Raw genomic sequence first — 23499 nt, forward strand, 5'->3', positions numbered from 1 at the left:
TCCTTAACGAATTTTAGGATTTTTCTGACAATATAAAACAACTTCTGTTGCATAGAATGGCGTCATATTTATAAAAATAACGACAACAATAAGGTGACGTATGGCTTTTGATGACTATTGGAAGAAGGTTCGTGAAAAGCACTTAAAGAGTGCCAACTTAGAAGGGCTTATTGTTAAAAGAATACGAGCGAATACAGGCAGTAAGAGACTCCCATATCGAACGAAGTGTGGCGCACTGTGTGAAATCAAGTACAACGAAGTGTGCGACAGTCAAAAAGAGTGATGATTCTGCACCACCCTTTTCTCAGTATTTCAACTTTACCGCCGATAAACACCGTTATTACCGGACTACGCGTCAATAAGGTAGTTATCGCCTTCGTTTTCTAGGCGATCGATCAGTACGCGACACTCATCGAGATCAAGCGGCTGCTCAAAACGACGCTTCAAATTCATTAAAAAGAAGATGTCTTCGCACATCGCTTTCTCTGGCTCATCGCTGATTTTCGCAACAGGTGAGCCGTTGCATGACACCATTTTAATAACGATAGACAAAGGTTTGTACGCAACACCTTGTGCGTTCACGTAATCACCCATATCGTTCGCAAGCGACGTACCAATGCCAAAACTCACTTGAACACGACCTTGGAAGTGCTCACAAATATCTAGCGCTTGATCGAAGTTCAAACCATCGGTAAACACCAAGGTTTTCGTCATTGGATCGATGCCAAGCGATTGATAATGCATAATCATCTTTTCGCCCCATGTGTAAGGGCAGCCACTATCATGACGCACTCCCACATAAGCATTACTGAGTTCTTCATCAAAGTCTTTTAAGAACGCATCAATACCAATGGTGTCCGTTAATGCAATGCCTAACGCGCCATTAAACATCTTTTGCCAACGCTGCAGTGCTACCTTTTGTGAATCACGGACATTCACGAGCGCTTGGTGCCCCATAAACCATTCGTGTGCCACTGTACCGATTGGCGTGAGATCGAGCTCTTTCGCCAAATGGTAGTTACTGGTTCCAGTTAGACTGTCAGGCAACTCTTCGCTCAGGTACTGCAACATTGATCGCTGAGCTTGGAACGAGAAACGACGACGAGTCGACATATCAGCAAACTTAAAGTTGGTGATATTACGACGTTTCAGCTCTGCTTTAAGGAGACGAACCTTCTCTTCTAAAACCGATTGGAACTGCTCGACTGGGATCTCTGCCCAACGTGCACGGCTACGCACTTCGGACACAATACTCATGATGATGGTTTCGTAAAGAATGGTTTCTTTCCAAAGACCATTGATGGTAATGCGTAATTGGCTTGTGCCATCAGCCATGGTTTTCGTATTGAAAGAAACATCGCGTTGAGGGTTAAAACGAAACGCATGCAGTGCATCAACAAACTCAGGACTTAGATAAGGCGCAACACCTTTCATGTACTCAATTTCTTCTGCAGAGAAGGTGATATCTTGCAGTTTAAGTACTTCAGCTTTCACCTCTGGCAGCAATTCAGATAGATCTTCTTCACTGCGCACGATGAATTTATAAGACACCATCGCATCGGGATAAAGCGCTGCAACAGCACTCATCATGTTCACTTTGTATACGTCAAAATCTAACGCACTTTGGATGATGCGAGACGAAAATAAATTGGTGGTCATTCGGAGCCCTTCTACACGCCCTTTTTCGTTTATACCCAAATTCCCTCAGCACGGTACAAACCGCATCTTATTGTTTTCCCGACAAAGTTGGGGGAAAGTTCTCAACAAGGCAAACTTGGGTATATAACTTGTTGTTACTAACTTAATTGCGTAAACAATAAACACCCACTTAGGGTTTGTCAACTTTTGTTACTAACCACTCATTTTTATAAGGTTTTTACGCACAAAATTCGGACAGTTATTGTGGATAACCTGAGCAGATAAGCACACCTTTGCTTAAAGAGGAACGCTAGACAACAATGAACACGTTTCTAACAATCGGTTACTTACCCATTGATTGACTACTTGTTATGCGCTAGATTACTTACAAATTATTCTCAGGACCAAATCATGATCGTAACCGTCGACATTATTCCATTCAGACTATCTGGCTGCGCCGATAAGGGGTTGGAAGTGTTGCTGATCAAGCGTTCGAACCCGGAACGTCCGTACCACGGTGTATGGGCCCTACCCGGCGGGTTTGTGTTTGATAAAGACATGACCCACGAAGGTGGACGCCCGGCAGACGAGAACTTTGAAGCAGCACGACGCCGTATCTGCCGCGAAAAAATCCATACCTACCCTCGTCACTTTAGTGAAGCCTTTGTCGATGGCGACCCAAAACGCGATCCTGAAGATTGGAGTCTGAACATCACTCACTACGCCTTGGTTGACCGTAACAACAAAGAGCAAATCGACAATGCTGGCGTTCCAGAATGTCATCTAAAGTGGTTCCCACTACAAGCAATCCTTGATGGCGAAGAGACCCTCGCTTTTGATCACCAAAAGATGATTGAAAAGGCATGGCAGAAGTTGCGCGCCTCTATCGAATACACCTCGATCCTGTTGTTCGCACTTGATAAAGAGTTTCTGGTTGCCGACATCATTGCCGCCTATCAAGAGTTCGGTATCGACATCAGTCGCATGACGATCAAACGACGCTTGATTGATTCAGGTGTACTCAAGCCAACCAACAAAGTCGCTTCCACTAACAAAGGTAAAGGCGGCAAACCAGCGATGGTCTACACCCTAGCAAGCGACGAAGTAACCTTTTTCCAAAACTGTTTGCGTGGCTAACGCAAGCATAAAGACAGACAAGGAGTCTGCCATGACAGTTCGAGTTAATTACCAAACCACAGCAGTGATCGACGTGGATCCTGAGAAAGGTTTCACCGAACTTTGCCCTGACGAACTGCCAGTCACTGGCGCATTAGAAATCGTTCCAGAACTACTAAAGAACCACGCGAAAGGTCGCTTAAAGCTCGTCAGCCGTGATTTGCACCCACCAAAAGCGGCGTGGGACGCAGAAACGCCAGCGAATATGCTTGAACCAGTAGGCTTACCTAACGTGGATATTAAGTGGAACCGCCATTGTGTGCTTGGCACTACGGGCGTTGAACTGTTGGACGGCCTACCTCCTGTTCTGGAGTACGATTTCCAAGTGAACAAAGGCATGGACCCAGACGCACATCCTTACGGTATCTTTTTCCACGACGTGGCTGATACCAAAACCACAGGTGCGAATGAGTTCCTCAAGTTCAACAACATCGATACAGTTGTTGTCGGCGGCTTAGCGCTCGATTTTTGTGTAAAAAAATCCGTCACTCAAGCACTCGACTTAGGCTTCAAAGTAATTGTGAACCTAGCTTCTAGCCGTGCGGTCTTGCCAGATACCGTCGATGCGGTAATTGCAGAGATGAAAGAGAAAGGTGCGATATTTGTCGACAAGGCGGATGACATCATCGTTGAAAACTTCGCGTAATATATGTCGATTTAAATCTAAGCCCATCAGCTTTTGCTTAAAAAGAAAACGGTCCAGCTTATCTGGACCGTTTTTTGTTTGTGGCGTCTAAGAAGGGGATTACTTAATCACACCACACACAATGCGAGCACCGCCGCCGCCAAGTTTCGCCGGATGGTCAGAGTGGTTATCACCACCAGCATGAACCATCAAAGCACGACCTTTTACGTCATCAAGTTTCACTCGTGGTGCCAATACTGGCTGATCCGCCATTCCATGAGCATTCACGTAAAGCGCAGGTAAATCGCCAAGATGATTGTCGTCCGTCCAAGGGAAGCCATGCTTGCCTGTTTTTTCTGGGTCATAATGCCCTCCAGCAGCACCGCCAAGAATGGTTTTACCTTCTTTGGTAATGCTGTCACACGAGCCGTTAGCGTGTAAATGGAAGCCATGCGTACCAGCGGGTAAACCCTGTAGTTTCGGTGTAAAAACGGTGCCGTAATCACTGTCGCTGATCATCACGGTACCAGTTGATTGCCCAGAGCCAAGGTCAATCATTTCTACGCTTACTGTCTCGGCAAAAGTTGGAGAAGAGAGAAGCGTTAGTGCAGCAAGCCATGTTGTTTTATTCATACTGTGGGTCCTATTTATTGTTATTTATCAGTGTTGAAGCGATTTCAACACATTGGATTGACCATAGATCTCGGCAAATTCTTTCAAATTTAGCCCAGCTTTATTGCGCAGCTCTGGTGAACAATCCGCTTGATAGAGGTCTTTAGCTATGCCTATTTCACGTTTGATGAGTGCCCCCATTAATGCAGTGTTACCACGCTTATCTTGTAGGCAGGCGTTGGCTCCGGAGTCGAGCAGCAAGCGAACGGTTTCTCTATGTCCTTGATATGCGGCCACCATCAATGCGGTATAACTTTGGTTATTGCGTTGGTCGATTGGGAAGCCTTGAGAAACAAATGTATCGACCACTTCGTTATTGCCAATTCGCGCAGCATCGAAGAACAGTTCAACCAGAGATTGGTATTCCTCTTCCAGCTTGTCTTCGGCGGCCAATAAGCTCAGCGAAAAGCTCAAAGAGAACAGAACGGCACTGAGCAAAAACACGGTTTTCATTTACTCACCCTCATTAACAGAATTGGAGAATGACCCACGGGAGCCCTGATTTTCGGGCAGAAAAGAGCAGATAAATCTCCCGCAGGTCAAAACTTATTGCTTACATCATCGCTTTGTTTTTCACTTGCTTGAGATTGGTATCTGTCGCCTCAGCCAAACGCGTACCGTACTCTTTGTCTGCGCGGTAGAAATAGCTCACCATGGTTTCCTTAACGTCTTTATCCATCACCTTGTTCAGGTCACCCGCTAAGTTGGCAATCAAATCACTCTGGTCTTGCTCGTTCATGCTGCGGAACAACACACCCGCTTGGTAGAAGTTGCGAGGATTGCTGATCGCTTTTTGTTGAACAGTGCCAACCAGCTTGGTTTCAACCGCTTTAAATTGCGTGTCTTCTGCCAACGCCAGTTTACGGCTTGGTTCGTAGTTCACATCACCATTGCCTTGCTTCGCGTTGTTGCTCAATCCATCTTGGTTATGGTTATTCACTGATGCTAAAGGACGGTTTACTGGCAGCTGGAACAAATTCACACCCAAACGGTACAACTGTGTATCTGCATAAGCGAACAAACGACCTTGTAGCAAACGGTCTTCTGATGGTTCGATACCAGGAATCAGATTCGAAGGCGCAAATGCCGACTGTTCAGTGTCTAAAAAGAAATTTTCTGGTAGGCGATTCAACGTCATAGTGCCGACTTTTTGATCCGGTACATTCAGCCATACTTTGGTTGCATCCAACCCGTTGTAATCCAGTTTGCTCAGAGCTTCTGGTGACAGCACTTTCACGTAGAGATCCCACTTAGGATAGTTACCACGCCCAATTTCTTTGTACAGATCATTGGTTAAATGGTTGAAGTCCTTACCCTGCATCGCAGTTACTTCATCAGGACGAAGGCTTTCAATACCTTGTTGGCTCTTCCATTGGAACTTCACGTAGTTCACATCGCCTTGCTTATTGATCCACTTGTAAGCGTGCACACCAAAGCCATCCATCGTGCGATAGCTTGCTGGCGTGCCTAAGTTGCTATAAACCCAAGTCAGCATGTTGGTCGCACTCGGCTCATGACTGAAGAAATCAAAGAATCGGTTTGGATCCTGAACGTTGTTAACTGGAGACGGTTTGAGAGAGTGCACCATATCCGGGAACTTAATCGAATCACGGATGAAGAACACAGGCAGGTTGTTCCCTACCAGATCCCAGTTACCCTGTTCAGTATAAAATTTAGTGGCGAAACCACGAGGATCGCGAAGTGTCTCTGGTGATCCTTTTGAGTGAATAACGGTCGAAAAACGTACGAAAACAGGAGTTACTTTTCCTTTGTTAGTAAAAGGAGCGGAAACCGTTAAGTCACTAAAATCACCCGATGCAACAAACTCACCGTGAGCACCTGTACCACGAGCATGCACAACACGCTCAGGAATTCGCTCTCTAGCAAAACGCTGCAATTTTTGGATCAGGTGAACGTCTTGCAGTAATACGCTGCCATTTTCACCTGCTGTGATTGAATTCTGGTTGTCACCAACTGGTGCACCATTGTCTCTTGTCAGGGTTTGCGCCTGTAGAGATGTGCTGGCTAAGCCAACTGTAATTAATAAAAAGCTTTTTGACATCTGCATGGTTGCTCTCCAATGCGTGCTAACCATTTGACCAGTCGAGTGGTCAATGGATACTCAAAAGCTCTTTTCTGCCCACCGAGAATATATCTTCAACAATTACATTTGTTTAATGGGAAATAACGATAGATTTAATAGGGAGAACCAATGAAATTTTTGAGGTTTTATCGGTTTGATTAATAAAACCTAGACTCGGGCTGAGAAACTCGACGGAAGAGTTAATACACTGACAGAAAAGCACAGCGATGAAAAGGACACCAGAATGCACCAACATGAAAAGTTAAATTACGTTGAGTTTGGCACGCGAGACATCAATGCGACTAAACAGTTTTTCGAGCAAGCCTTTGGATGGAGCTTCGTTGACTATGGACCAGAGTACAGCGCCTTTTCAGGTCAAGGTTTAGACGGTGGCTTTTTTGCAGCAGAGCAAGTGAGCCAAACAACAAATGGGGCGGCACTACTGGTGTTCTATAGTTCAGATATTCACGCTACGTTAGCTAAAGTCGAACAGTTCGGGGGGCAAGTAATTCGTCCGATCTTCGAATTTCCCGGCGGTTGTCGTTTCCATTTCACCGAGCCGGGTGGCAATGAATTCGCAGTCTGGTCTGAAAACCATTAATTAATGACAGGTAAAACAATAATTAATGACAAGTAAAACAACAACGTACCATTACATTCGATAGTTGACTCGAAGAGTTACAAACCAGCTCGCCTCGCCTTCTCATTTATTGATAACGCGGGGCTTTTAGAGCGGTTAAATCTTATACAGTTGTTTTTGTTCTTTAAATACAAAAGCAAAGGTAAAACATGGAAGTTTTGAAGCGTTGGTTCATCGCCCTTTCAATAGGGGTTGTATTATCGGCATGTGGTGGGGGAGATGGCTCCTCTGTAGACAGCAGCTCCGCATATGTTCCTGCGGAAAAAATACAAGACAATATTTTTTCCAATATCACTGGCGTTAGTTATCCCTACGACATCTACTTGCCAGAAAACTATGAAGAGCGCACGACATCTTTGCCCGTCATCTACGTTTCCGACGGTAATGGGACTGGTCAGGGGTTTGGTAACCTCATCGCCAATGCCGAACTCGATGTCATCCTAATCGCCATTCATGAAGGTCCTCCTGGACGCAGAAACATTGATTATTTGCCACCAGGCGTCGATGACTTCTACCTTTTCTTAACCCAAGAACTCATCCCAATTGTTGAAGCCGAATACGATATTGATCCAAATGAACGCACACTGGCTGGACATTCATTTGGAGGCGCAAAAACTGCCTATATAATGCTAACGGAAGACATCGGCGTCGAGTTCTTCAAAAATTTCATCATCTCTGACGGGTCATTTTGGCGCATTGATGACACCATCTATTCTTTGGAGGAGCAACGTTACGAGGCTTCACCATGGTTAGAAGCCACCGCTATATTGAGCTCAACAAACATCGGAAATCATCCATCGGTTGATGCTTTCTATAAACATATCCAATCGAAGGGCTACATGGGTTTTAATTTGCCACCGCTCATCGAGTACAAAAAATTAGATCACGGGAAGATGTGGTACCACACCTACAGAGACAGTCTACCAATCTTGTTTCCAAAAGAAGAAATTTAAGACCATCAAAATAAGTCAGTGGTAGCCAGATTCGGAACTGACATTGCATTTCTGGTTGATCTCATCCTTGGTTTAATCCACTGTTAGCGCAACAATTAATCAATGGGGCGCTAGACCTCGACCAAGGATGTATCATGACTGCAGCCAGTTTTTTTCGCTTACTTTGTCTCGCTGCTATTTGGGGTGGCTCGTTTCTGTTTATGCGAGTCGCCGCTAATACGTTCGGACCGGCTTACTTAATCGAGTTTCGTGTTGCATTTGCGGCAATAGCATTGCTCTTAATAGCTTTCTATCTCAAAAAGAAACTTGCTTTCACAAAACACATTAAGCACTTTTTCATTATTGGCTTGTTTAATAGCGCCGTGCCCTTTCTGCTTTTTGCTTATGCTGCTCAAACGCTGAATGCGTCGACCTTAGCCATTCTCAACTCAACCGCACCGATATGGGGTGCGTTAATTGGTTTTGTTTGGTATCGCAGTCCTTTAACGGCAAAAGCCATTCTAGGTATGATGATTGGTATTGGTGGTGTGGCTGTACTTGTCGGCTTGGATTCTTCAACCATCGGCAGAGAGGCTATCTTCCCCATCGGGGCAAGCCTAATGGCTTCTTTCAGCTATGGGATTGCAACCAACTACACTAAAAATGCTCCGCAAGTTCCAGCTTTCGACAATGCACACGGCAGTATGTGGGCAGCGGTTATTTGGGTTCTACCGTTATTACCTTTCCTACCAATGCGCGCTGAACCAAGCAGTTTTGAATGGAGCTCCGTCATCGCTCTTGGCGTTGTGTGTACCGGTCTCGCTTATTTACTCTACTTCCGCTTAGTTTCGGATATTGGTCCTGCTTCTGCCTTGACCGTCACTTTCCTTGTCCCCGTTTTTGGTATTTTATGGGGTTACTTGATTCTGGGTGAACCTGTCGGTTTTAATACCATCATAGGGACAATTTTGGTGCTAGGCGGAACCATGTTGGTGACAGGTTTCTCTCCTGCTGCAATGCTGGCAAAGCGAAAACAAAGAGTGGCATAACGACCGTTGTAGTGCGCAGTCACCATATTTATGCCCAAGTAACATCAAACCATTTGAGACCGCGGGAATAGCGGTCTCAGTGTATGAGATAGACAAAGCACTCAGTTATACGCTCTTGCTAGCAAGCCACTGCCTTGATATTGGTAAAACTTACAATCGTTAGTGATAAATGCAGATTCTCCGGCTTTAAGGGTCAGACTTGTCTCTAGTGTCATGATCTCAACTCTGCCTTCAACACAAAAAACAATCTCTGCACCACGCACAAACTGTTGTTTGCATTCGCCATCGGAAGAGAGAATATCAAATCCAAAATCATCTACCGGAATTGGATAGCTCAATTTGCCCTCTTTATGAATTGGCGGCAGCTTAATCAGTTCCGGTTGCGTGGTGTGAAATGCCGTATTTGCGATAAGCTCATCCACATCAATGTACTTGGACGTTAACCCAGCTCTAAGCACGTTGTCAGAATTCGCCATGATTTCCAACGCTGTACCTTGCACATACGCATGAGGCGTTTCGGCATGGAGAAACATCGCTTCACCAGGTGCAAGTTCTATCGTGTTCAACATCAACGGAGACAGCAATCCAATGTCTTTCGGGTAATGCTTTTGAAACTCAGCCACATAACTGAGCACTTCTCTTTCCAATGCCGTCTTCGGACCACGCTCTAATGCCGCGTCCAATTCTGCCAAGGCTTGAATTTTATGAGTTTCGTTCAACGTCATGATCGCCGTGAAGAAGTCTTTCAGCCCGTCTTGATTTGGGTGCTCGGCTAACGCTGCCACCTTACCATCTAAACTGCGAATACCAAATTGGCGGAACAGCGTCAGTATCTGTTCTATCGGACGAAAGCCATTCATCGCCTTGTAGAAAGTCAGTGCGTAGACCAACTCTGGCTTGTGATTAGCGTCTTTGTAGTTGCGATTAGGAGCATTAAGCGGAATGCCTTGTTCATTCTCTCGTGCAAAACCAAGCTCAGCTTTTCGCTTGTTAGGATGAACTTGAATCGAGAGCGGAGAATCCGCCGCAAGCACTTTGAATAGGTACGGAAGTTCACCGAAACGCATCATGGTGTAATCACCAAACATGCTTGCTTTGTCTCTCGCAATCACATCAGATAATAACTCACCGGTTGCTGCGAGGCGCGAGCAACCATTAGGGTGCGCTCCCATCCAAATTTCAGCTTGAGGTTGATGTTTCGCATTTTCGATGCCAAATAGTTTAGAAATCGACTCTTTGCTTCCCCAAGCGTAGTTTTGAATCACGTTATCTAGCTTGAACAGTGACATCTCACTCTCTCCCGCGGTGTTTTAACACTGCAATTTGATCGCTTGAATCAAGGCTGAAACGCCCTGCTCGACTTTGCTTCTTGGGCAACCCAGATTGAGTCTGAGATAGCCTTTACCAGAATCGCCATAAACATCTCCAGACATGATGGCAACATTGAATTGCTCAATTAACGCCTGATTAAGCAGCGTCATATCTAGATTCAAAACAGATAAGTCAATCCATGCTAAATAGGTCGCGTCTGGGACAAGGTAACTCACTTCAGGAAAGGCGCTTTCCAGTGCTTCTTTCACGTATTGATGGTTAGCCAATACATACTCGTTGAGCGCCTTTAACCAAGGTTCTCCGTGACGATAAGCCGCCATCGTACCAAGCACGCCCATAATAGAAGGCGATGAAAGACCATCCACCTCTTTGAGTTTATGCAGATAACGTTCGCGAGTTGGTGAATCCGCGATCAACGCATACGCGCCATTCAAGGCTGGAATATTGAATGATTTAGACGCCGATGTGACGACAGCCCAATCTTGTAAACAACCAACCCCCACGTAAGGGACGTGACGCTTAAAGCACACATCCATGTGGATCTCATCAGAAATAACTTTGACTTGGTATTGGTTACAAAGCTCCGCCATCTTTTCCAATTCGCTTTGACGCCACACTCGCCCTGTTGGGTTGTGAGGGCTGCACAACAACAGCACTGTGTTATTCTGGTCAGCGAGTTTGGTTTCCAGATCTTGCCAGTCAATTTCAAATCGACCCTTCTGTTTGATGAGCGGACTGCGAACGCACGTACGGTCTTGCCCTTCAATCATTTTGTCGAACGCATCATAAGCTGGCGTATGGAACACCACGCCCTGCCCCGGCTGACTCCATTGCTCAATCAACTTTGACACAATGTAGATAACCGAAGGTCCGTACACCACTTGCTGAGTATCGATTTCGCAGTCAAAGCGAGTCTGATACCAGTAGCGAATCGCGGACTTAAAATCCTCATGATTCCAGCGGCTATAACCTAATACCGGATGCTCTAAACGTTGTTTAAGCACATTCATTACAGGCTCTGGCGCAGCAAAATCCATATCTGAAATGGTAAACGGGAGTAGACCCGCTTTACCAAATCTATCCTGAACGTAGTCCCACTGCGTGCAGTAAGTGCCAGTGCGATCAATCGGTGTATCAAAGTCGAAATTCTGAGTCATACGAATATTCCAATATTAAGGTCCCTCGTCACAATCTCATTGGGGGGGGAGGATGGAGATTGTGCCGAGGGGGAGCATCTATCAAAGCAATGATTAGCTAGCAGACATGATGGCTTGCATTTCATTCTTCACTAGGTGAACTTGCGTGCCAATCACGACTTGCAGGTTGTGCTCATCAAGCTTCACTACACCCAACGCACCGTTGGCTTTCAACTTCGCGTCGTCGACCAAACTCATATCGTTAACAGACAAGCGAAGACGAGTGATGCAGTTATCCAAAGCCGTGATGTTCTCTTTGCCACCAAGGGCTGCCAATACTGCGGCACCTTTGCCAGATTCGTTGATGAATGCCGCTTCAAGCTCTTTGTCCACTTCCGCCGTATCGACTTCACGACCTGGTGTTTTTAGGTTGAACTTAGTGATCGCAAACTTAAATACTGAGTAATAAACCACGAACCAAACACCCGCCACCAGCGGTACTAAGTACCATTTCGTCGCCGTGCCTTGCAGGATACCGAACACCAAGAAGTCAATCAGGTTGCCGTCTGTGTTACCGATGGTGACATCAAGCAAGCCCATCACCATAAAACCCAGACCAGTCAGAATCGCATGGACAAAGTAAAGCACTGGCGCAACGAATAGGAACAAGAATTCAAGCGGCTCAGTGATACCGCCTACCACACAAGCTACGACGCCAGAGATAAGCAGTGCTTTAATTTTTGAGCGGTTCTCAGGGCGAGCACAGTGGTACATCGCAAGAGCTGCACCCGGTAAACCGCCTAGGAAAGTTGGCATTTTACCTTGAGACAAGAATGCCGTGACTTCCGGTGTAAATGCCGTTGTGTCAGGACAAGACAATTCAGAGTAGAAGATGTTTAATGCGCCAGACACGGTTTGACCACACACATCCATAGTACCGCCTGCTTCAGTGAATCGAATCAGCGCAACCAAGATATGGTGAAGACCGATTGGCAGCAATAAACGTTCGCCTGTACCAAACAGCATAGGACCGAAATCACCCGCGCCTTCGATCACATGACCGATACCATTAATGCTTGCAGCAAAGTAAGGCCATACGAATGGGATAAATACACCGACAACGCCCAGTACCAATGCAGAAATGATTGGAACAAAACGAGCACCACCAAAGAACGCTAGCGCATCTGGCATTTTGAAGGTGTAAAAACGCTGGTGAAGTTTCGCAACAATCACACCAACGATTACCGCGCCAAGGATACCAGTATCAATCGATTCAATGCCGATGATGCTTTTCACACCGTAGGCGGCACGTTCCGCTTCACTGTCTAGTACACCAGCGACGGTTAGGAAGAAGTTGATCGCAAGGTTGAACGCAGCATAGCCAACGAAACCCGCGAAACCTGCCACGCCTTTCTCTTCACGCGCTAACCCAAGCGGGATAGCTACTGCGAACATTACAGGTAAGTAAATGAATGCGACAAGACCGATTTTGGTCATCCACATAAACAGGTATTGCAAAGGGGTGTTGTCTAAAAATGGGATGGCTTCTTTGATAGCAGCGCTAGAAAACGAGCTGCCGACACCAAGAAGAATACCTGAGAATGCCAGCAGCGCGACTGGCAACATGAAGGTCTTGCCGAGGCTTTGCAAGAACTCCCACATGGTCGATTTATTGCTTTTAGACATAGTTTGTCTCCGGAATTTGAGAACTTGTAGGGCTCATACACATCACATTATGTGCGCATGAAGTGTTGTTTTTATGCACTCAATATACGCTGCTAAAAATTTTGATAAAACGTTTTACCAAAAATTCTGTGATCGAGTTAGATATCTTTTTCCACAAACTGTGTAGGGCTTTTAAAATCAACCTAATAGGGTTACAGTTTGATGATAAAACGTTTTTCTAATCCATAAAGTGAATCTATGTCGTCAAAAAAAGTGACCATTACAGAAGTCGCTAAACATGCTGGCGTGTCAGTTACCACCGTCTCTATGGTGTTGGGGAGTAAAGGGCGGATCTCTCCAGACACAATAGAAAAGGTCAACGCTGCGGTAGAAGAGCTCGGCTATATCCGTAACCGTGCCGCTGCCAACCTACGATCCAATTCCAGCGAAATCATTGGATTGATCCTCAAAGACATCAGTGATCCCTATTACGCAGAAGTCGCAGCAGGATTGAGTGAAGAAATCGAGCAACAAGGTTACATGCTGTTTCTGGCTCAAAGTGGGGATAGTCAAGAAAAGTTTGAGAAGTGCGTATTAACCATGGCACGCCAAGGTGTCGGTGGTATCGCATTTTGCCCGATTGGTGAAAGCCAGCAGTTCAACGTCGAAAACCTTAAGCAACACAATCTGCCAATGGTGTGCATTTCACGCGCTTCGGTGGATAAGCAAATCGACTATGTAGGACCAGACAACATGTACGCCGCCAAGTTGGCGACGGAGCATCTGGTTAAGCAAGGGCATCGCAGAATCGCTTATGTCGGTGGCGCGAGCAGTTCTTTGTGCCGTGCTGAGCGTATTGGTGGGTATTGTTCAACTCTGATGCAGTTTGGTTTGCCTTTCAAACCAGAATGGGTGGTCGAGTGTGAGAAAAGCCAAGCGTCTGCCGCTCAAGCTGTGCAGCAGTTGTTGTTGGAACATCCACAGATTACTGCGGTTCTTTGTCACCATTCCTCGACGGCACTAGGCGCGGTTTATGGCATACATCGAGCGGGACGTTCTATCGGTAAAGATCAGTTTATCGGCGAGCAAGTATCGGTGATTGGTTTTGATGACGTTGAAGAAGCAGAGTTAATTGAACCACCGCTCACCTTCGTTAATTCCAATGCACGAGAGATGGGAAGACAAGCGGCAAAACGATTGATCAATCAACTCAAGCAAGAAGACAGCGAACCTTACAGCTTGATCCTGCCTCCCAAACTCATTGTTCGTGAGTCGGCTTAACCCAACACCACTTCCACGCCTTGCTTTCTCAACTGTTCGAGGTCGCTTTTCGGAGCGGCTTTGTCGGTTAACAACACAGAGATTTCACTCGTTTTACCAATCGAAGATGGGTAGATTTGCCCAAACTTGCTTGAGTCCGTCAGCACGATATTACGGCGCTTTTTCGCAATGATTGTTTCAGCGATTTCTGCACGCATCATGTCTCGGCTAGTAAAGCCTGTGTCTTGATGGAAACCGTCAATACCCAAGAAAGCCGTGCTGAAATGAATGTTCTCAATACACAGCTTAGTCAGCGGTCCAACCAAGCTCTCGCCTTGATGCTGATACACACCACCAAGCAAGATGATGTTAGCTGAGGTGTTACGGATGAGGTGGGCGATGTACGCTGATGGAGTAATGAGGGTGACGTCACCACGTTCAGCCAATGTGCGAGCCAAGAGCGCATTAGCACTGCCGCCTTCGATCAATACAGTTTCGTTTGGTGATACCAAGTCTGCCGCTTTGTTGGCTAACGCTTGTTTGATGTCGAAACGCACTTCGAGTCGCGTATCAATGTCGTCACTTTGTAGCGCCGTCGCAGCGCCGTGTACGCGCTTTAAGTAGCCTTGTTGCTCAAGGAAGTTCAAATCCTGTCTGATGGTCACGCCCGACACGCCAATGATGTCAGAAAGCTCCGTCACTTGAACGCGTTTGCGGTCATTAACCAATTGCAGGATTTCATTTTGTCTTGAGTTCACAGGCTCACTCCTTATAGATGAGCTTGCAGTATACGCCCGAACACTTTCATATGAAAGCAGCCTGTGAACGATGGAAGTAAGCTAAGCTGCGTTACACCGTAAGCTCAAGACGGTTGCCATCCGGATCTAACACGCAGCTTTCATAATAACCATCACCTGTTTGTCTCGGACCATCGACCCATTGGTAGCCATCATCCACTAAGGTTTTAGTTAATTGATCCACGGCCTGCTCTGATCCTAAGGCGAAGGCAAAGTGTGCCAACCCTGTGACCTGCATTGCATGAGATTTTTCACAGGCGGTCACACCTTCCATCGACATTAACTCCAGTCGTGCACCACTTTCAAACGAAAGAAAGTAAGATGAAAATTGCTTAGTTGGATTGTGATATTTATCGTTAGACACCGCGTTAAAGTATTTCTCATAGAAGGCTTTTAGCTCTTCCAAACGTTCAGTCCAAATCGCGATATGTTCTATTTTCATTAGGATTCCCCCTAGCTCTTAACTGCGCTCAATCTAACGAGGAAACGCAGCACAAAAAAGAGAGCAAATCACTTCTGAGTTGTTCCTGTTTTATGGTTGGAGTTGTGTTTGAATGAAAGTGATGCCCATAATGGCGCAAAGTTTTTCAGGACAGAATGATGGAAGAAATTTACTTCGCAGGCGGCTGCCTTTGGGGTGTTCAAGAATTTATGCGTCACCTTCCCGGCGTAATCAGCACCGAAGCAGGACGAGCAAATGGCACGACGGACAACACTCAAACCGAATACGATGGCTACGCGGAATGCGTGAAAACCCAGTTCGACCCTGAACAAGTGTCGGTTGAAACTTTAATGGGGTATCTGTTTGAGATCATCGACCCGCACAGTGTTAACAAGCAAGGTGAAGACGTAGGTGAGAAGTACCGCACCGGGGTTTATAGTCAAAACGAACAACACCTAGCGATTGCCAAAGCATTTATCGCAGCAAGACCAGATGCCGATAAGATCGCCGTAGAAGTGCTGCCACTCACGAACTACGTGCCAAGTGATGATGAGCATCAAGACCGACTCACACGCTTTCCAAACGACTACTGCCATATCCCGTTAGATTTGCTGTATAAGTACAAGCAAACCTAGAGGCACCCACTGAACACTTCCCAGTTTTCCAATAAAAAAGCCCAGCATGTCGACTGGGCAAAATTGCTGCTTAAAAAACATGACGTGCCTTAATCAAGGCAAATAGGACAGATAAAAGCAGTATGCTTGGATATTTATCGTCTATCGCAATACTAGAAGTTGTAGATCACTGCGATTTCGGCACGAGTAATGTTATCGCTTTGAGGACCGACAACATCACGCGTATAGTCACTATCCAACGCATAGTACAGGTTCAACTCCGTTTTTAGGTTGCCCGTAATGTAGTTGTGGAACTGCAGATAAAATTGAGTGTAAGCGTATTTTTCATCAGAGTTTTCACCGAACAAAATATCCTGATTTAAGGTATAAATCGCATCGTCTGTATCGGCGCGCCACGTTGACATAAAGCCAGTGATAATGCTCTGTTTTGGCATGTACTCAATAACTGAATAACCGCCAACCTGCATCGCGTTACCGTAAGCCCCGTCATGAGCAAAACCTAGAGGATCCCCCGTCCATAGTGGGTTGAACGTGTTCACTTTATCGCTATCCTTACTTGTTCCCGATGCATAATGAAGGTTTAAACCTGCACGTACATTCCAATCTGCACTCCAGTTGTAGTTCAGATCCGCATAAGCCATATACGCTGAAATATCTTTGCCAGCATGGTCACCAAACTGATAAACACCATCAACCATGTACCCGAAACCTTCACGAACAAAATCATGTGCGTGCAAGCCCAGTACTTGAATATCCACATCCCCATCAGGAGCATTAACGAATGAACTGTTAGTCACGTCATTGCTCATGAAATAAGCCTGCATTGCGCCATAGTCCGTGCGCCAATTCGCAAAGATACCTGTGGAGGTTTTTCCGTTGGTTTTGTCATCCCAGTTCCCACTCCAACTGCCATCTTTGCGCAATGGGAAGACTTCTTCACCGTAATAAACATCAAAGTTGATGCCATTCACTCTGTATTTGGCACTCGCCGCATTCCAACTCGATTGCACGGGTGTTGGTTCTCGGTTCATCATTTGCCATTCATTGAGGTAGATCTCTTGGCGTCCTAAACGTGTGCTCAAATACTGTTCACCATCATCGAGCAACTTGAACTCTGTGAATAGTTGGTGGAAGTCAGTACCAGCATCATCTACCGGACCAGGGTTATCTAAGTTGGTGTAGTTGGTGCGGATTTCACCGTAGATTCGAGCCCAATCTTGGTATGTCACATCAGTAGCAAACTGCATTCGGCTACGGAACTCATTTTTCTTACGTACATCAGAGTCATACATATGATTCCAACGATTATCAAAAGCCGCTTTAATGTTACCGCTAAATGAAACTTTCCACTCTCCATCATCAGTAATATCAAGGCGTTTTAACTTCTCTGAAAAGCTCTTTTCGCTCTCCGCAAGATTGTCTACGTAGCTCCAATCTTCATTTGCACGATCACCCCAAAACACGATTGGGTTTCTTTCAGACCATGTAGGGGCTTCGGTTGCGTGTAGCGCACCAGAAATACTCACTGCAAGCAAGGTTAGGGACACTTTTGTTATATTTTTCATAATTATATTTCCATATTTTGGGTACAGAAATCCCTACCCGTGGTGCTCGCACCACAGGAGGGTTCACTTGTTATTGGTTTTTTATTTGTAGGGGGGAATGATTAAGAGTCGACGCCCAGCGCTTCTTTAATACCTGACGCAATGGTAATAACGTTCGCACCGTAGATGACCTGAATTCCTTTTGGCATTCTCACCACGCCAATTGCATTCAGTTGTTTTTTCCAGACATCATCTGCTGCCGCTAACGTTTCATCATGTAGGGAAACCCTTAAGCGTGTGGCGCAGTTTGAAACGTTATCGATGTTCTCAGCACCACCCAGCGCTTTAATAATTTCGACTGGAAGACCTGCAGAGTTCTGCTCTTTTTTCTTCTTGAAGTCTGCTTTTGAGTAAAGAGCGATATCTGCATCATCGTCCTCTTCACGACCTGGTGTTTTAGAGTTGAACTTCAGAATCACGTACTTAAATGTGTAGAAGTAAACAACGAAGTACAGTGGGATAATCCATAGCAACGCCCAAGCATGTACCTTCTCTGGCTGTAGTAGGTTTGGCACCATAAACAACAGTTGGTTACCATGAATTGAGACGCCAAACATCTCAGTAATGACATAAGCCAAACCATTTAATGGCACGTGCACAGCAAAGAACAAGAATGGTTGAACAAACAAGAAAGTGTATTCAAGTGGCTCTGTGATCCCGATAACTGCTGCAGTAAATACGGCAGGGATCATAATCGCAGCGACTTTCTTTTTGTTTTGTGGTTTCGCGGTGACATACATCGCATAAGCCGCACCTGTAAGACCACCAATCTGAATTGGAATACGACCACTAGTAAAGTTATGTGTGATGTAACCAGTTGCCTCAGGGGAGCTCATTTGACCATTCATGATATTACGTACACCTTCGTACACAACGCCATCAATTTCCATTACCCCACCCACACGAGTGTATTCAATTGGGAAGGCGATGAGATGGTGGAGACCAAATGGTAGTAACCCCTTATCAAACACGCCGAATAGGAAAGAGCCAAAGATACCCGAGCTAGTAATAAGCGTCGTGATAGATTGCAGCCCACCCGCGATCGGTGGCCAAGCATGATAAGCGACAAAGCTGATCGGCATAATCGCAAGATAAGCAAAGATTACGACAGCACGTGGACCAGAGAAGAAGCTCAACATTGCTGGCATTTCAAATTTGTAGAAACGGTTGTGCAGTGCCGCGGTGATACAGCCCACAATGATCCCGCTAAAGATCCCCATGTTGTATGAGAATACGCCTAGGTTTTCACCCCATAGTGAATTGAAATTTTGTGCGGCAACTTTGTCGTAACCCATGTTGTTAACAAGGTAATCAACACTGGTCGTTTCCGGTGTCCAGCCGTTAAAAGCGGCAATGGAACCAATCGCGACGTTGAAACACATAAACATGGTAAAGCCTGTAAATGCTGCCCAACCTTTTTCAGATTTTGACAAGGCAAAGGCTAAACCAATCGCAAAGAATGGTGGTAGGTTTCGCATTACCATCAAACCAAGATCGAGCATCAGTTTGAAGAACGCAAAAATGACAGAGTCTTGAGCTGACATTTGGTTTACAACGCCAGCGCCTATCCCTATAAAAATACCTGCAATGACCAGTACAATGATGGAAACCATCATACCGCCGGCAAGTGCTTGAACCTTATCTCTCATAATTTACTCCTGAAGTGATATGAGAACTTTCACGTATATCGTTATTGCTTTTATTAGTGACTCTAGGTTGAGCTGTTCATTTGGCTCGTGCACAAAGGTCACTTCTTCAGGGAAAGTTGGTCCAAAAGCTACTCCATGCTCCAATGCACGCGCGTACGAAGCCGCGCCTTTACTAAAGCAATTTGCATCCGTTCCAGTAACATCGGAATAAGCTTTCCCCATCGCTTGGATAAGGGCACTTTCGGGAGAGAGGTAGGATAGAGGTAAGTACTGATGTTCGACAAAGTTCACACCAGCTTGTTGGGATAAAGCCAGTAATTGGGAACGAACTCTCTCGATACTCAGTCCTTTAGGAAACCGAAAATCAAAATCCAAATTGTAGCCATGCGAATCCATGTTGATGGCAGAAACACAACACGTTGTGTATCCCATCTCATCATCGTTATGGTATAGACCTAACTTATGCCCGACGTAGTCATTTGCAAAGTGGGAATCAAGCAAGTGGACCAAGCTGGCAGAGTTTGGATCTAATCCTTCCACATGGCGCATAACGTTGACGAACTTGTCCATGCAGTTATCAACTTTATGCGGGTTGCGGGATTTCTCCCACGGCGTTGAAATCTCAACGCGGTAATGTGACTGACAGTCAATCACATCAGCAAAAGCAGCAAACTGATGCGCTACTTTTTCAGCACTAGAGCCTGCCAATTCAAGCACCAAAAAGTGACAAGTGGATGTTCTATCTCGTTCACTCTCGATGCGTCTAATTTGGCATGCGCTATCACTGCTTCTGGCAGAAAATTGCTTCTCCAATGACGCATACAAAATACCCTTTTCACCGTTGACGATTGGGAAGTCGCCATCTGGAGAAAAACCATATTCTGGCTGCGGATTGTGTTGAAAGTAATGCTCTACACATTCCCAAGTTGTCTCTTCTGCACCACCAATAATGACTCTTATTTTCTTATTGAGAGGGGCAGTAAGTTGTTTAAACAACTTGAGGATGTACAAGCTAGCAATCAGTGGACCTTTGTTGTCTGTTACGCCTCGTCCAAAAACCATGTTATCAATTTTAGTCATGCGGTATGGCGGCGTTCGCCATAGCGTCTCATCCCCTGCTGGCACCACATCAACATGGTGCAGCAGAGCGATTTCTTGATCACCTTGCCCAAAGCTTATATCCAAAGCATAACCTTGGTGATCACGCACTTCTAAACCTTCTCTTTCAGCAAATTTGATTAAGTAATCAAACGCTTGTCTAATTTGATAACCAAACGGAGCATTCTCTGTTTGTGTCGTCAAATCACGTACTGATGGAATAGCAACTAGCTCAGATAAATCGTTAAGTAACTCATCAATATGCTGTTCAAGATACTCGATTGCTTCTGTCGAAAACTTGCTTTCCATCATGTTTAATCCCTTAAATCCCTAGCCAAGAAGAGGTTATTAATAAACTTGTTATCAGGCTCTCAATTTACCGATAACCAACGAACGCCTTGTGTATTTGAAAACGCCATATAGTGCGCACGGCATTGAGAAAATATGCCATTCTCAACCACACCTGAAAGGGAGTTCAGTCGCTGTTCTAATTCGGTTGGCTCACTCATATCTAGACCAGAAACATCCAAAATGATATTGCCATTATCGGTAACGCAATCAGGGCGTTGCAAAGGACGACCACCAAGGGATTTTAAGGCGAGAATAACTGGCATTTTCGCCGCTGGGAGGACTTCAATTGGCAGAGGGAATCTCCCCAACGTTTCCACTAAACGTCCTTCATCTGAGATGGTGATAAAGCACTTAGTCATAGAGGCAATGACTTTTTCACGCCCTAAAGCCGCGCCTCCACCTTTGATTGTGATGCCGTTTGTCAACCCTTCATCAATGCCATCAACGTAATAATCCACGTACAAGCAGTCTGCGAGAGGGATTTCTTTCAAACCTGAACTCTGGATGGCTTTAGAAGAGCGTTCTGAACTTGATACACAGTGAGCAAACGCCACGCCACTAGCTGCCAATAATTGGACAAATACTTCTGCTGTTGCACCTGTACCAATTCCAATAACCGTATCTGGAGTGACATTTTGTAGAATGTGGTCCAAGGCTGCTTTCGCAGCCTTAACTCTGACACATTCATCCACCGTATTTGTGATGAAAGTTTCCATTACGCGTTCTCCATCATACGCTTGGCAGTATCCACAACGTTTGCCACAGTAAAGCCGTACATTTCAAAGAGCTGATCAGCAGGAGCAGACTCACCAAAGCTCGTCATACCGATGATCTCTCCTTGTAAGCCAGCGTACTTAAACCAGTAATCTCGAATACCAGCTTCAATCGCGATACGATTGGTCACATTGGTTGGGAGAACGTGTTGCTGGTATTGTGCACTCTGCGCGTCAAACACGTCGGTTGCAGGCATCGAAACCACACGACAGCGAACATTGTTCAACTGCGCCTTTGCTTCCATAGCAAGAGCAACTTCAGAACCCGTGGCAATGAGAATAAGCTCAGGTTCACCGTCACAGTCGGACAAGATGTAACCACCTTTCACGATGTTTTCTAATGTCTCCTCATCACGCTCAAATTGAACAAGATTCTGGCGCGAGAAAATCAGTGAAGTTGGACCATCCGTTCTCTCGATAGCGGCTTTCCAAGCGACTGCGGTCTCGACTTGGTCACAAGGACGCCATGTGCTCATGTTTGGCGTTAAACGCAGTGATGCGATTTGTTCCACAGGTTGATGCGTTGGACCATCTTCACCCAAACCAATTGAATCATGCGTGTAGACAAAGATGCTGCGTTGCTTCATCAATGCGGCCATACGCAATGCATTACGTGCGTATTCCATAAACATTAAGAATGTGCCGCCATAAGGAATAAAACCGCCGTGGAGAGCAATGCCATTCATCATGGCTGACATGGCAAACTCACGAACTCCGTAACTAAGGTAATTACCTGAAGCATCCTGAGCGGTAATCGCTTTTGAACCAGACCAATTCGTTAGGTTTGATGGAGTTAGATCTGCCGAGCCACCTAGGAATTCAGGTAAGTGCGCGCCGAAGGCCTCAATCGCGTTTTGCGATGCTTTGCGAGTCGCGATAGTCGCAGGTTTGGCTTGCAAAGTTTTAATCACATCTTCACTGATTTGAGCCCAGTTTTCTGGTAGGTCGCCCTTTACTCGACGATTAAACTCTGCTGCCAGCTCTGGGTATGCCGATTCATATTCCACAAAGCGATTCGCCCATTGCGCTTCCGCATCTTTACCTGCAACTTTGGCATCCCACGCTTGATAGATTTCATGCGGGATTTCAAACGGGGCGTATTCCCAACCTAGGTTTTGACGTACTAGCGCTACCTCTTCTTCACCTAACGGTGCACCATGACAATCGTGGCTTGCTGATTTGTTTGGCGATCCAAAGCCAATAATGGTTTTACAGCAAATTAACGTTGGCTTACTGGTTTCTGCCTGAGCCTCTAGAATCGCTTGGCGAATTGATTGAGCGTTATGACCATCAACATCCGCAATGACGTGCCAACCATATGCTTCAAAACGTTTAGGCGTATCATCCGAAAACCATCCTTCAACCTCGCCATCAATTGAAATGCCATTGTCATCCCAAAACGCAATCAGCTTGCCTAAACCTAGTGTACCAGCTAACGAACAAGCTTCGTGGGAAATGCCTTCCATCATGCAGCCATCACCCATAAACACATAGGTGTGGTGGTCAACGATATCATGACCAGGACGATTAAACTGATCAGCTAATACCTTCTCAGCGAGTGCCATACCAACCCCATTGGTAATGCCTTGACCTAGCGGACCAGTCGTTGTTTCAATCCCCGGTGCATAACCATATTCTGGATGTCCCGCAGTCTTAGCATGCAACTGACGGAAAGATTGAATATCTGCCATCGTCAAATCATAGCCAGACAAATGCAATAAGCTGTAAATCAGCATAGAGCCATGACCGTTAGAAAGAATGAAACGGTCACGATCCGGCCAATTAGGGTTGGTGGGATTATGTTTTAGAAAATCACGCCACAGAACTTCCGCAATATCCGCCATGCCCATCGGTGCACCAGGGTGACCAGAGCCAGCTTTTTGCACCGCATCCATACTCAATACACGAATCGTGTCTGCAAGTTTATTTCGAGAGATCATCT

The 23499-nt window shown here is 45.7% G+C and carries 22 protein-coding genes; 8 read left to right on the plus strand and 14 right to left on the minus strand.

The features are described 5' to 3' along the window. The first annotated feature begins 100 nt into the window (after positions 1–100). Positions 101–283 (plus strand): hypothetical protein, encoded by a 183-nt coding sequence (locus NL647_RS27225; protein ID WP_005452974.1) that lies wholly within the window; start codon positions 101–103, stop codon positions 281–283. 65 nt (positions 284–348) lie between these two features. Here the strand turns inward: NL647_RS27225 and pncB are convergent, their stop codons facing one another. Further along, positions 349–1659: a nicotinate phosphoribosyltransferase gene (gene pncB / locus NL647_RS07490; protein ID WP_005452976.1), complete on the minus strand. Its 1311-nt coding sequence runs from the start codon at positions 1657–1659 to the stop codon at positions 349–351. A gap of 390 nt (positions 1660–2049) precedes the next feature. On the opposite strand from pncB, the gene NL647_RS07495 reads away from it, so the two are divergent. After that, positions 2050–2775 (plus strand): NUDIX domain-containing protein, encoded by a 726-nt coding sequence (locus tag NL647_RS07495; protein ID WP_050902495.1) that lies wholly within the window; start codon positions 2050–2052, stop codon positions 2773–2775. A gap of 31 nt (positions 2776–2806) precedes the next feature. After that, on the plus strand, positions 2807–3460 hold the full coding sequence (locus NL647_RS07500; protein WP_005452981.1) for a nicotinamidase: 654 nt from the start codon (positions 2807–2809) through the stop codon (positions 3458–3460). Between the two features lie 99 nt (positions 3461–3559). Here NL647_RS07500 and sodC read toward each other — a convergent pair whose 3' ends face one another. From sodC to NL647_RS07515, 3 genes are all read right to left on the minus strand, one after another. Next, positions 3560–4072, minus strand: a complete 513-nt coding sequence (gene sodC, locus NL647_RS07505; protein ID WP_017818482.1) for a superoxide dismutase family protein — start codon at positions 4070–4072, stop codon at positions 3560–3562. A gap of 27 nt (positions 4073–4099) precedes the next feature. Continuing rightward, complete coding sequence (locus NL647_RS07510; RefSeq protein ID WP_009697911.1) at positions 4100–4564, minus strand: ankyrin repeat domain-containing protein; 465 nt, start codon at positions 4562–4564, stop codon at positions 4100–4102. Positions 4565–4664: 100 nt separating this feature from the next. Continuing rightward, the gene (locus NL647_RS07515; RefSeq protein ID WP_069217780.1) at positions 4665–6179 is read right to left on the minus strand and encodes a catalase; all 1515 of its coding nucleotides are present in this window, start codon (positions 6177–6179) and stop codon (positions 4665–4667) included. A 259-nt stretch (positions 6180–6438) separates the two neighbouring features. Between NL647_RS07515 and NL647_RS07520 the strand changes: the two genes are divergently transcribed. The 3 genes from NL647_RS07520 to NL647_RS07530 all read left to right on the plus strand — a co-directional run bounded on the left by NL647_RS07520 (position 6439) and on the right by NL647_RS07530 (position 8815). Next, a complete protein-coding gene (locus NL647_RS07520; RefSeq protein WP_017189613.1) occupies positions 6439–6795 on the plus strand; it encodes a VOC family protein in 357 nt (118 codons plus the stop codon). Positions 6796–6983: 188 nt separating this feature from the next. Next, a complete protein-coding gene (locus tag NL647_RS07525; RefSeq protein WP_005452997.1) occupies positions 6984–7787 on the plus strand; it encodes an alpha/beta hydrolase in 804 nt (267 codons plus the stop codon). 134 nt (positions 7788–7921) lie between these two features. Next, positions 7922–8815 carry a DMT family transporter gene (locus NL647_RS07530; protein WP_050902581.1) on the plus strand — a complete coding sequence of 298 codons (894 nt, stop codon included), beginning with the start codon at positions 7922–7924 and terminating at the stop codon, positions 8813–8815. A 101-nt stretch (positions 8816–8916) separates the two neighbouring features. Here the strand turns inward: NL647_RS07530 and manA are convergent, their stop codons facing one another. The 3 genes from manA to malX form a co-directional block, all read right to left on the minus strand. Continuing rightward, the gene (manA, locus tag NL647_RS07535; protein WP_253649921.1) at positions 8917–10104 is read right to left on the minus strand and encodes a mannose-6-phosphate isomerase, class I; all 1188 of its coding nucleotides are present in this window, start codon (positions 10102–10104) and stop codon (positions 8917–8919) included. Between the two features lie 21 nt (positions 10105–10125). Further along, positions 10126–11304 (minus strand): MalY/PatB family protein, encoded by a 1179-nt coding sequence (locus tag NL647_RS07540; protein ID WP_253649922.1) that lies wholly within the window; start codon positions 11302–11304, stop codon positions 10126–10128. A 93-nt stretch (positions 11305–11397) separates the two neighbouring features. Continuing rightward, on the minus strand, positions 11398–12969 hold the full coding sequence (gene malX / locus NL647_RS07545) for a maltose/glucose-specific PTS transporter subunit IIBC (RefSeq protein ID WP_253649923.1): 1572 nt from the start codon (positions 12967–12969) through the stop codon (positions 11398–11400). Positions 12970–13206: 237 nt separating this feature from the next. On the opposite strand from malX, the gene malI reads away from it, so the two are divergent. Further along, a complete protein-coding gene (gene malI / locus NL647_RS07550; RefSeq protein ID WP_253649924.1) occupies positions 13207–14229 on the plus strand; it encodes a Mal regulon transcriptional regulator MalI in 1023 nt (340 codons plus the stop codon). Here malI and NL647_RS07555 read toward each other — a convergent pair. Both NL647_RS07555 and NL647_RS07560 read right to left on the minus strand, forming a co-directional pair. After that, positions 14226–14966 carry a DNA-binding transcriptional regulator YciT gene (locus NL647_RS07555; protein WP_017189618.1) on the minus strand — a complete coding sequence of 247 codons (741 nt, stop codon included), beginning with the start codon at positions 14964–14966 and terminating at the stop codon, positions 14226–14228. The genes malI and NL647_RS07555 overlap by 4 nt on opposite strands. A 91-nt stretch (positions 14967–15057) precedes the next feature. Next, positions 15058–15447 carry a VOC family protein gene (locus NL647_RS07560; RefSeq protein WP_017818473.1) on the minus strand — a complete coding sequence of 130 codons (390 nt, stop codon included), beginning with the start codon at positions 15445–15447 and terminating at the stop codon, positions 15058–15060. A 158-nt stretch (positions 15448–15605) separates the two neighbouring features. On the opposite strand from NL647_RS07560, the gene NL647_RS07565 reads away from it, so the two are divergent. Next, positions 15606–16082: a peptide-methionine (S)-S-oxide reductase gene (locus tag NL647_RS07565; protein WP_253650112.1), complete on the plus strand. Its 477-nt coding sequence runs from the start codon at positions 15606–15608 to the stop codon at positions 16080–16082. Positions 16083–16234: 152 nt separating this feature from the next. Here the strand turns inward: NL647_RS07565 and NL647_RS07570 are convergent, their stop codons facing one another. From NL647_RS07570 to tkt, 5 genes are all read right to left on the minus strand, one after another. Beyond that, positions 16235–17647 carry an alginate export family protein gene (locus tag NL647_RS07570; RefSeq protein WP_005453010.1) on the minus strand — a complete coding sequence of 471 codons (1413 nt, stop codon included), beginning with the start codon at positions 17645–17647 and terminating at the stop codon, positions 16235–16237. Between the two features lie 101 nt (positions 17648–17748). After that, entirely contained in the window at positions 17749–19335 is a 1587-nt protein-coding gene (locus tag NL647_RS07575; protein WP_005453012.1) for a PTS transporter subunit EIIC, read from the minus strand. A gap of 3 nt (positions 19336–19338) precedes the next feature. Then, on the minus strand, positions 19339–20745 hold the full coding sequence (locus NL647_RS07580; protein ID WP_017818470.1) for a Sapep family Mn(2+)-dependent dipeptidase: 1407 nt from the start codon (positions 20743–20745) through the stop codon (positions 19339–19341). 59 nt (positions 20746–20804) lie between these two features. Beyond that, entirely contained in the window at positions 20805–21500 is a 696-nt protein-coding gene (gene rpiA / locus NL647_RS07585; protein WP_009697920.1) for a ribose-5-phosphate isomerase RpiA, read from the minus strand. Beyond that, positions 21500–23497, minus strand: coding sequence for a transketolase (tkt, locus tag NL647_RS07590; RefSeq protein ID WP_253649925.1), 1998 nt, complete (start codon positions 23495–23497; stop codon positions 21500–21502). Before tkt ends, rpiA begins: the two co-directional genes overlap by 1 nt. Positions 23498–23499 lie beyond the last annotated feature (2 nt).

This window comes from Vibrio sp. Y29_XK_CS5, from assembly GCF_024181835.1.
Classification (GTDB): Bacteria; Pseudomonadota; Gammaproteobacteria; order Enterobacterales; family Vibrionaceae; genus Vibrio; species Vibrio harveyi.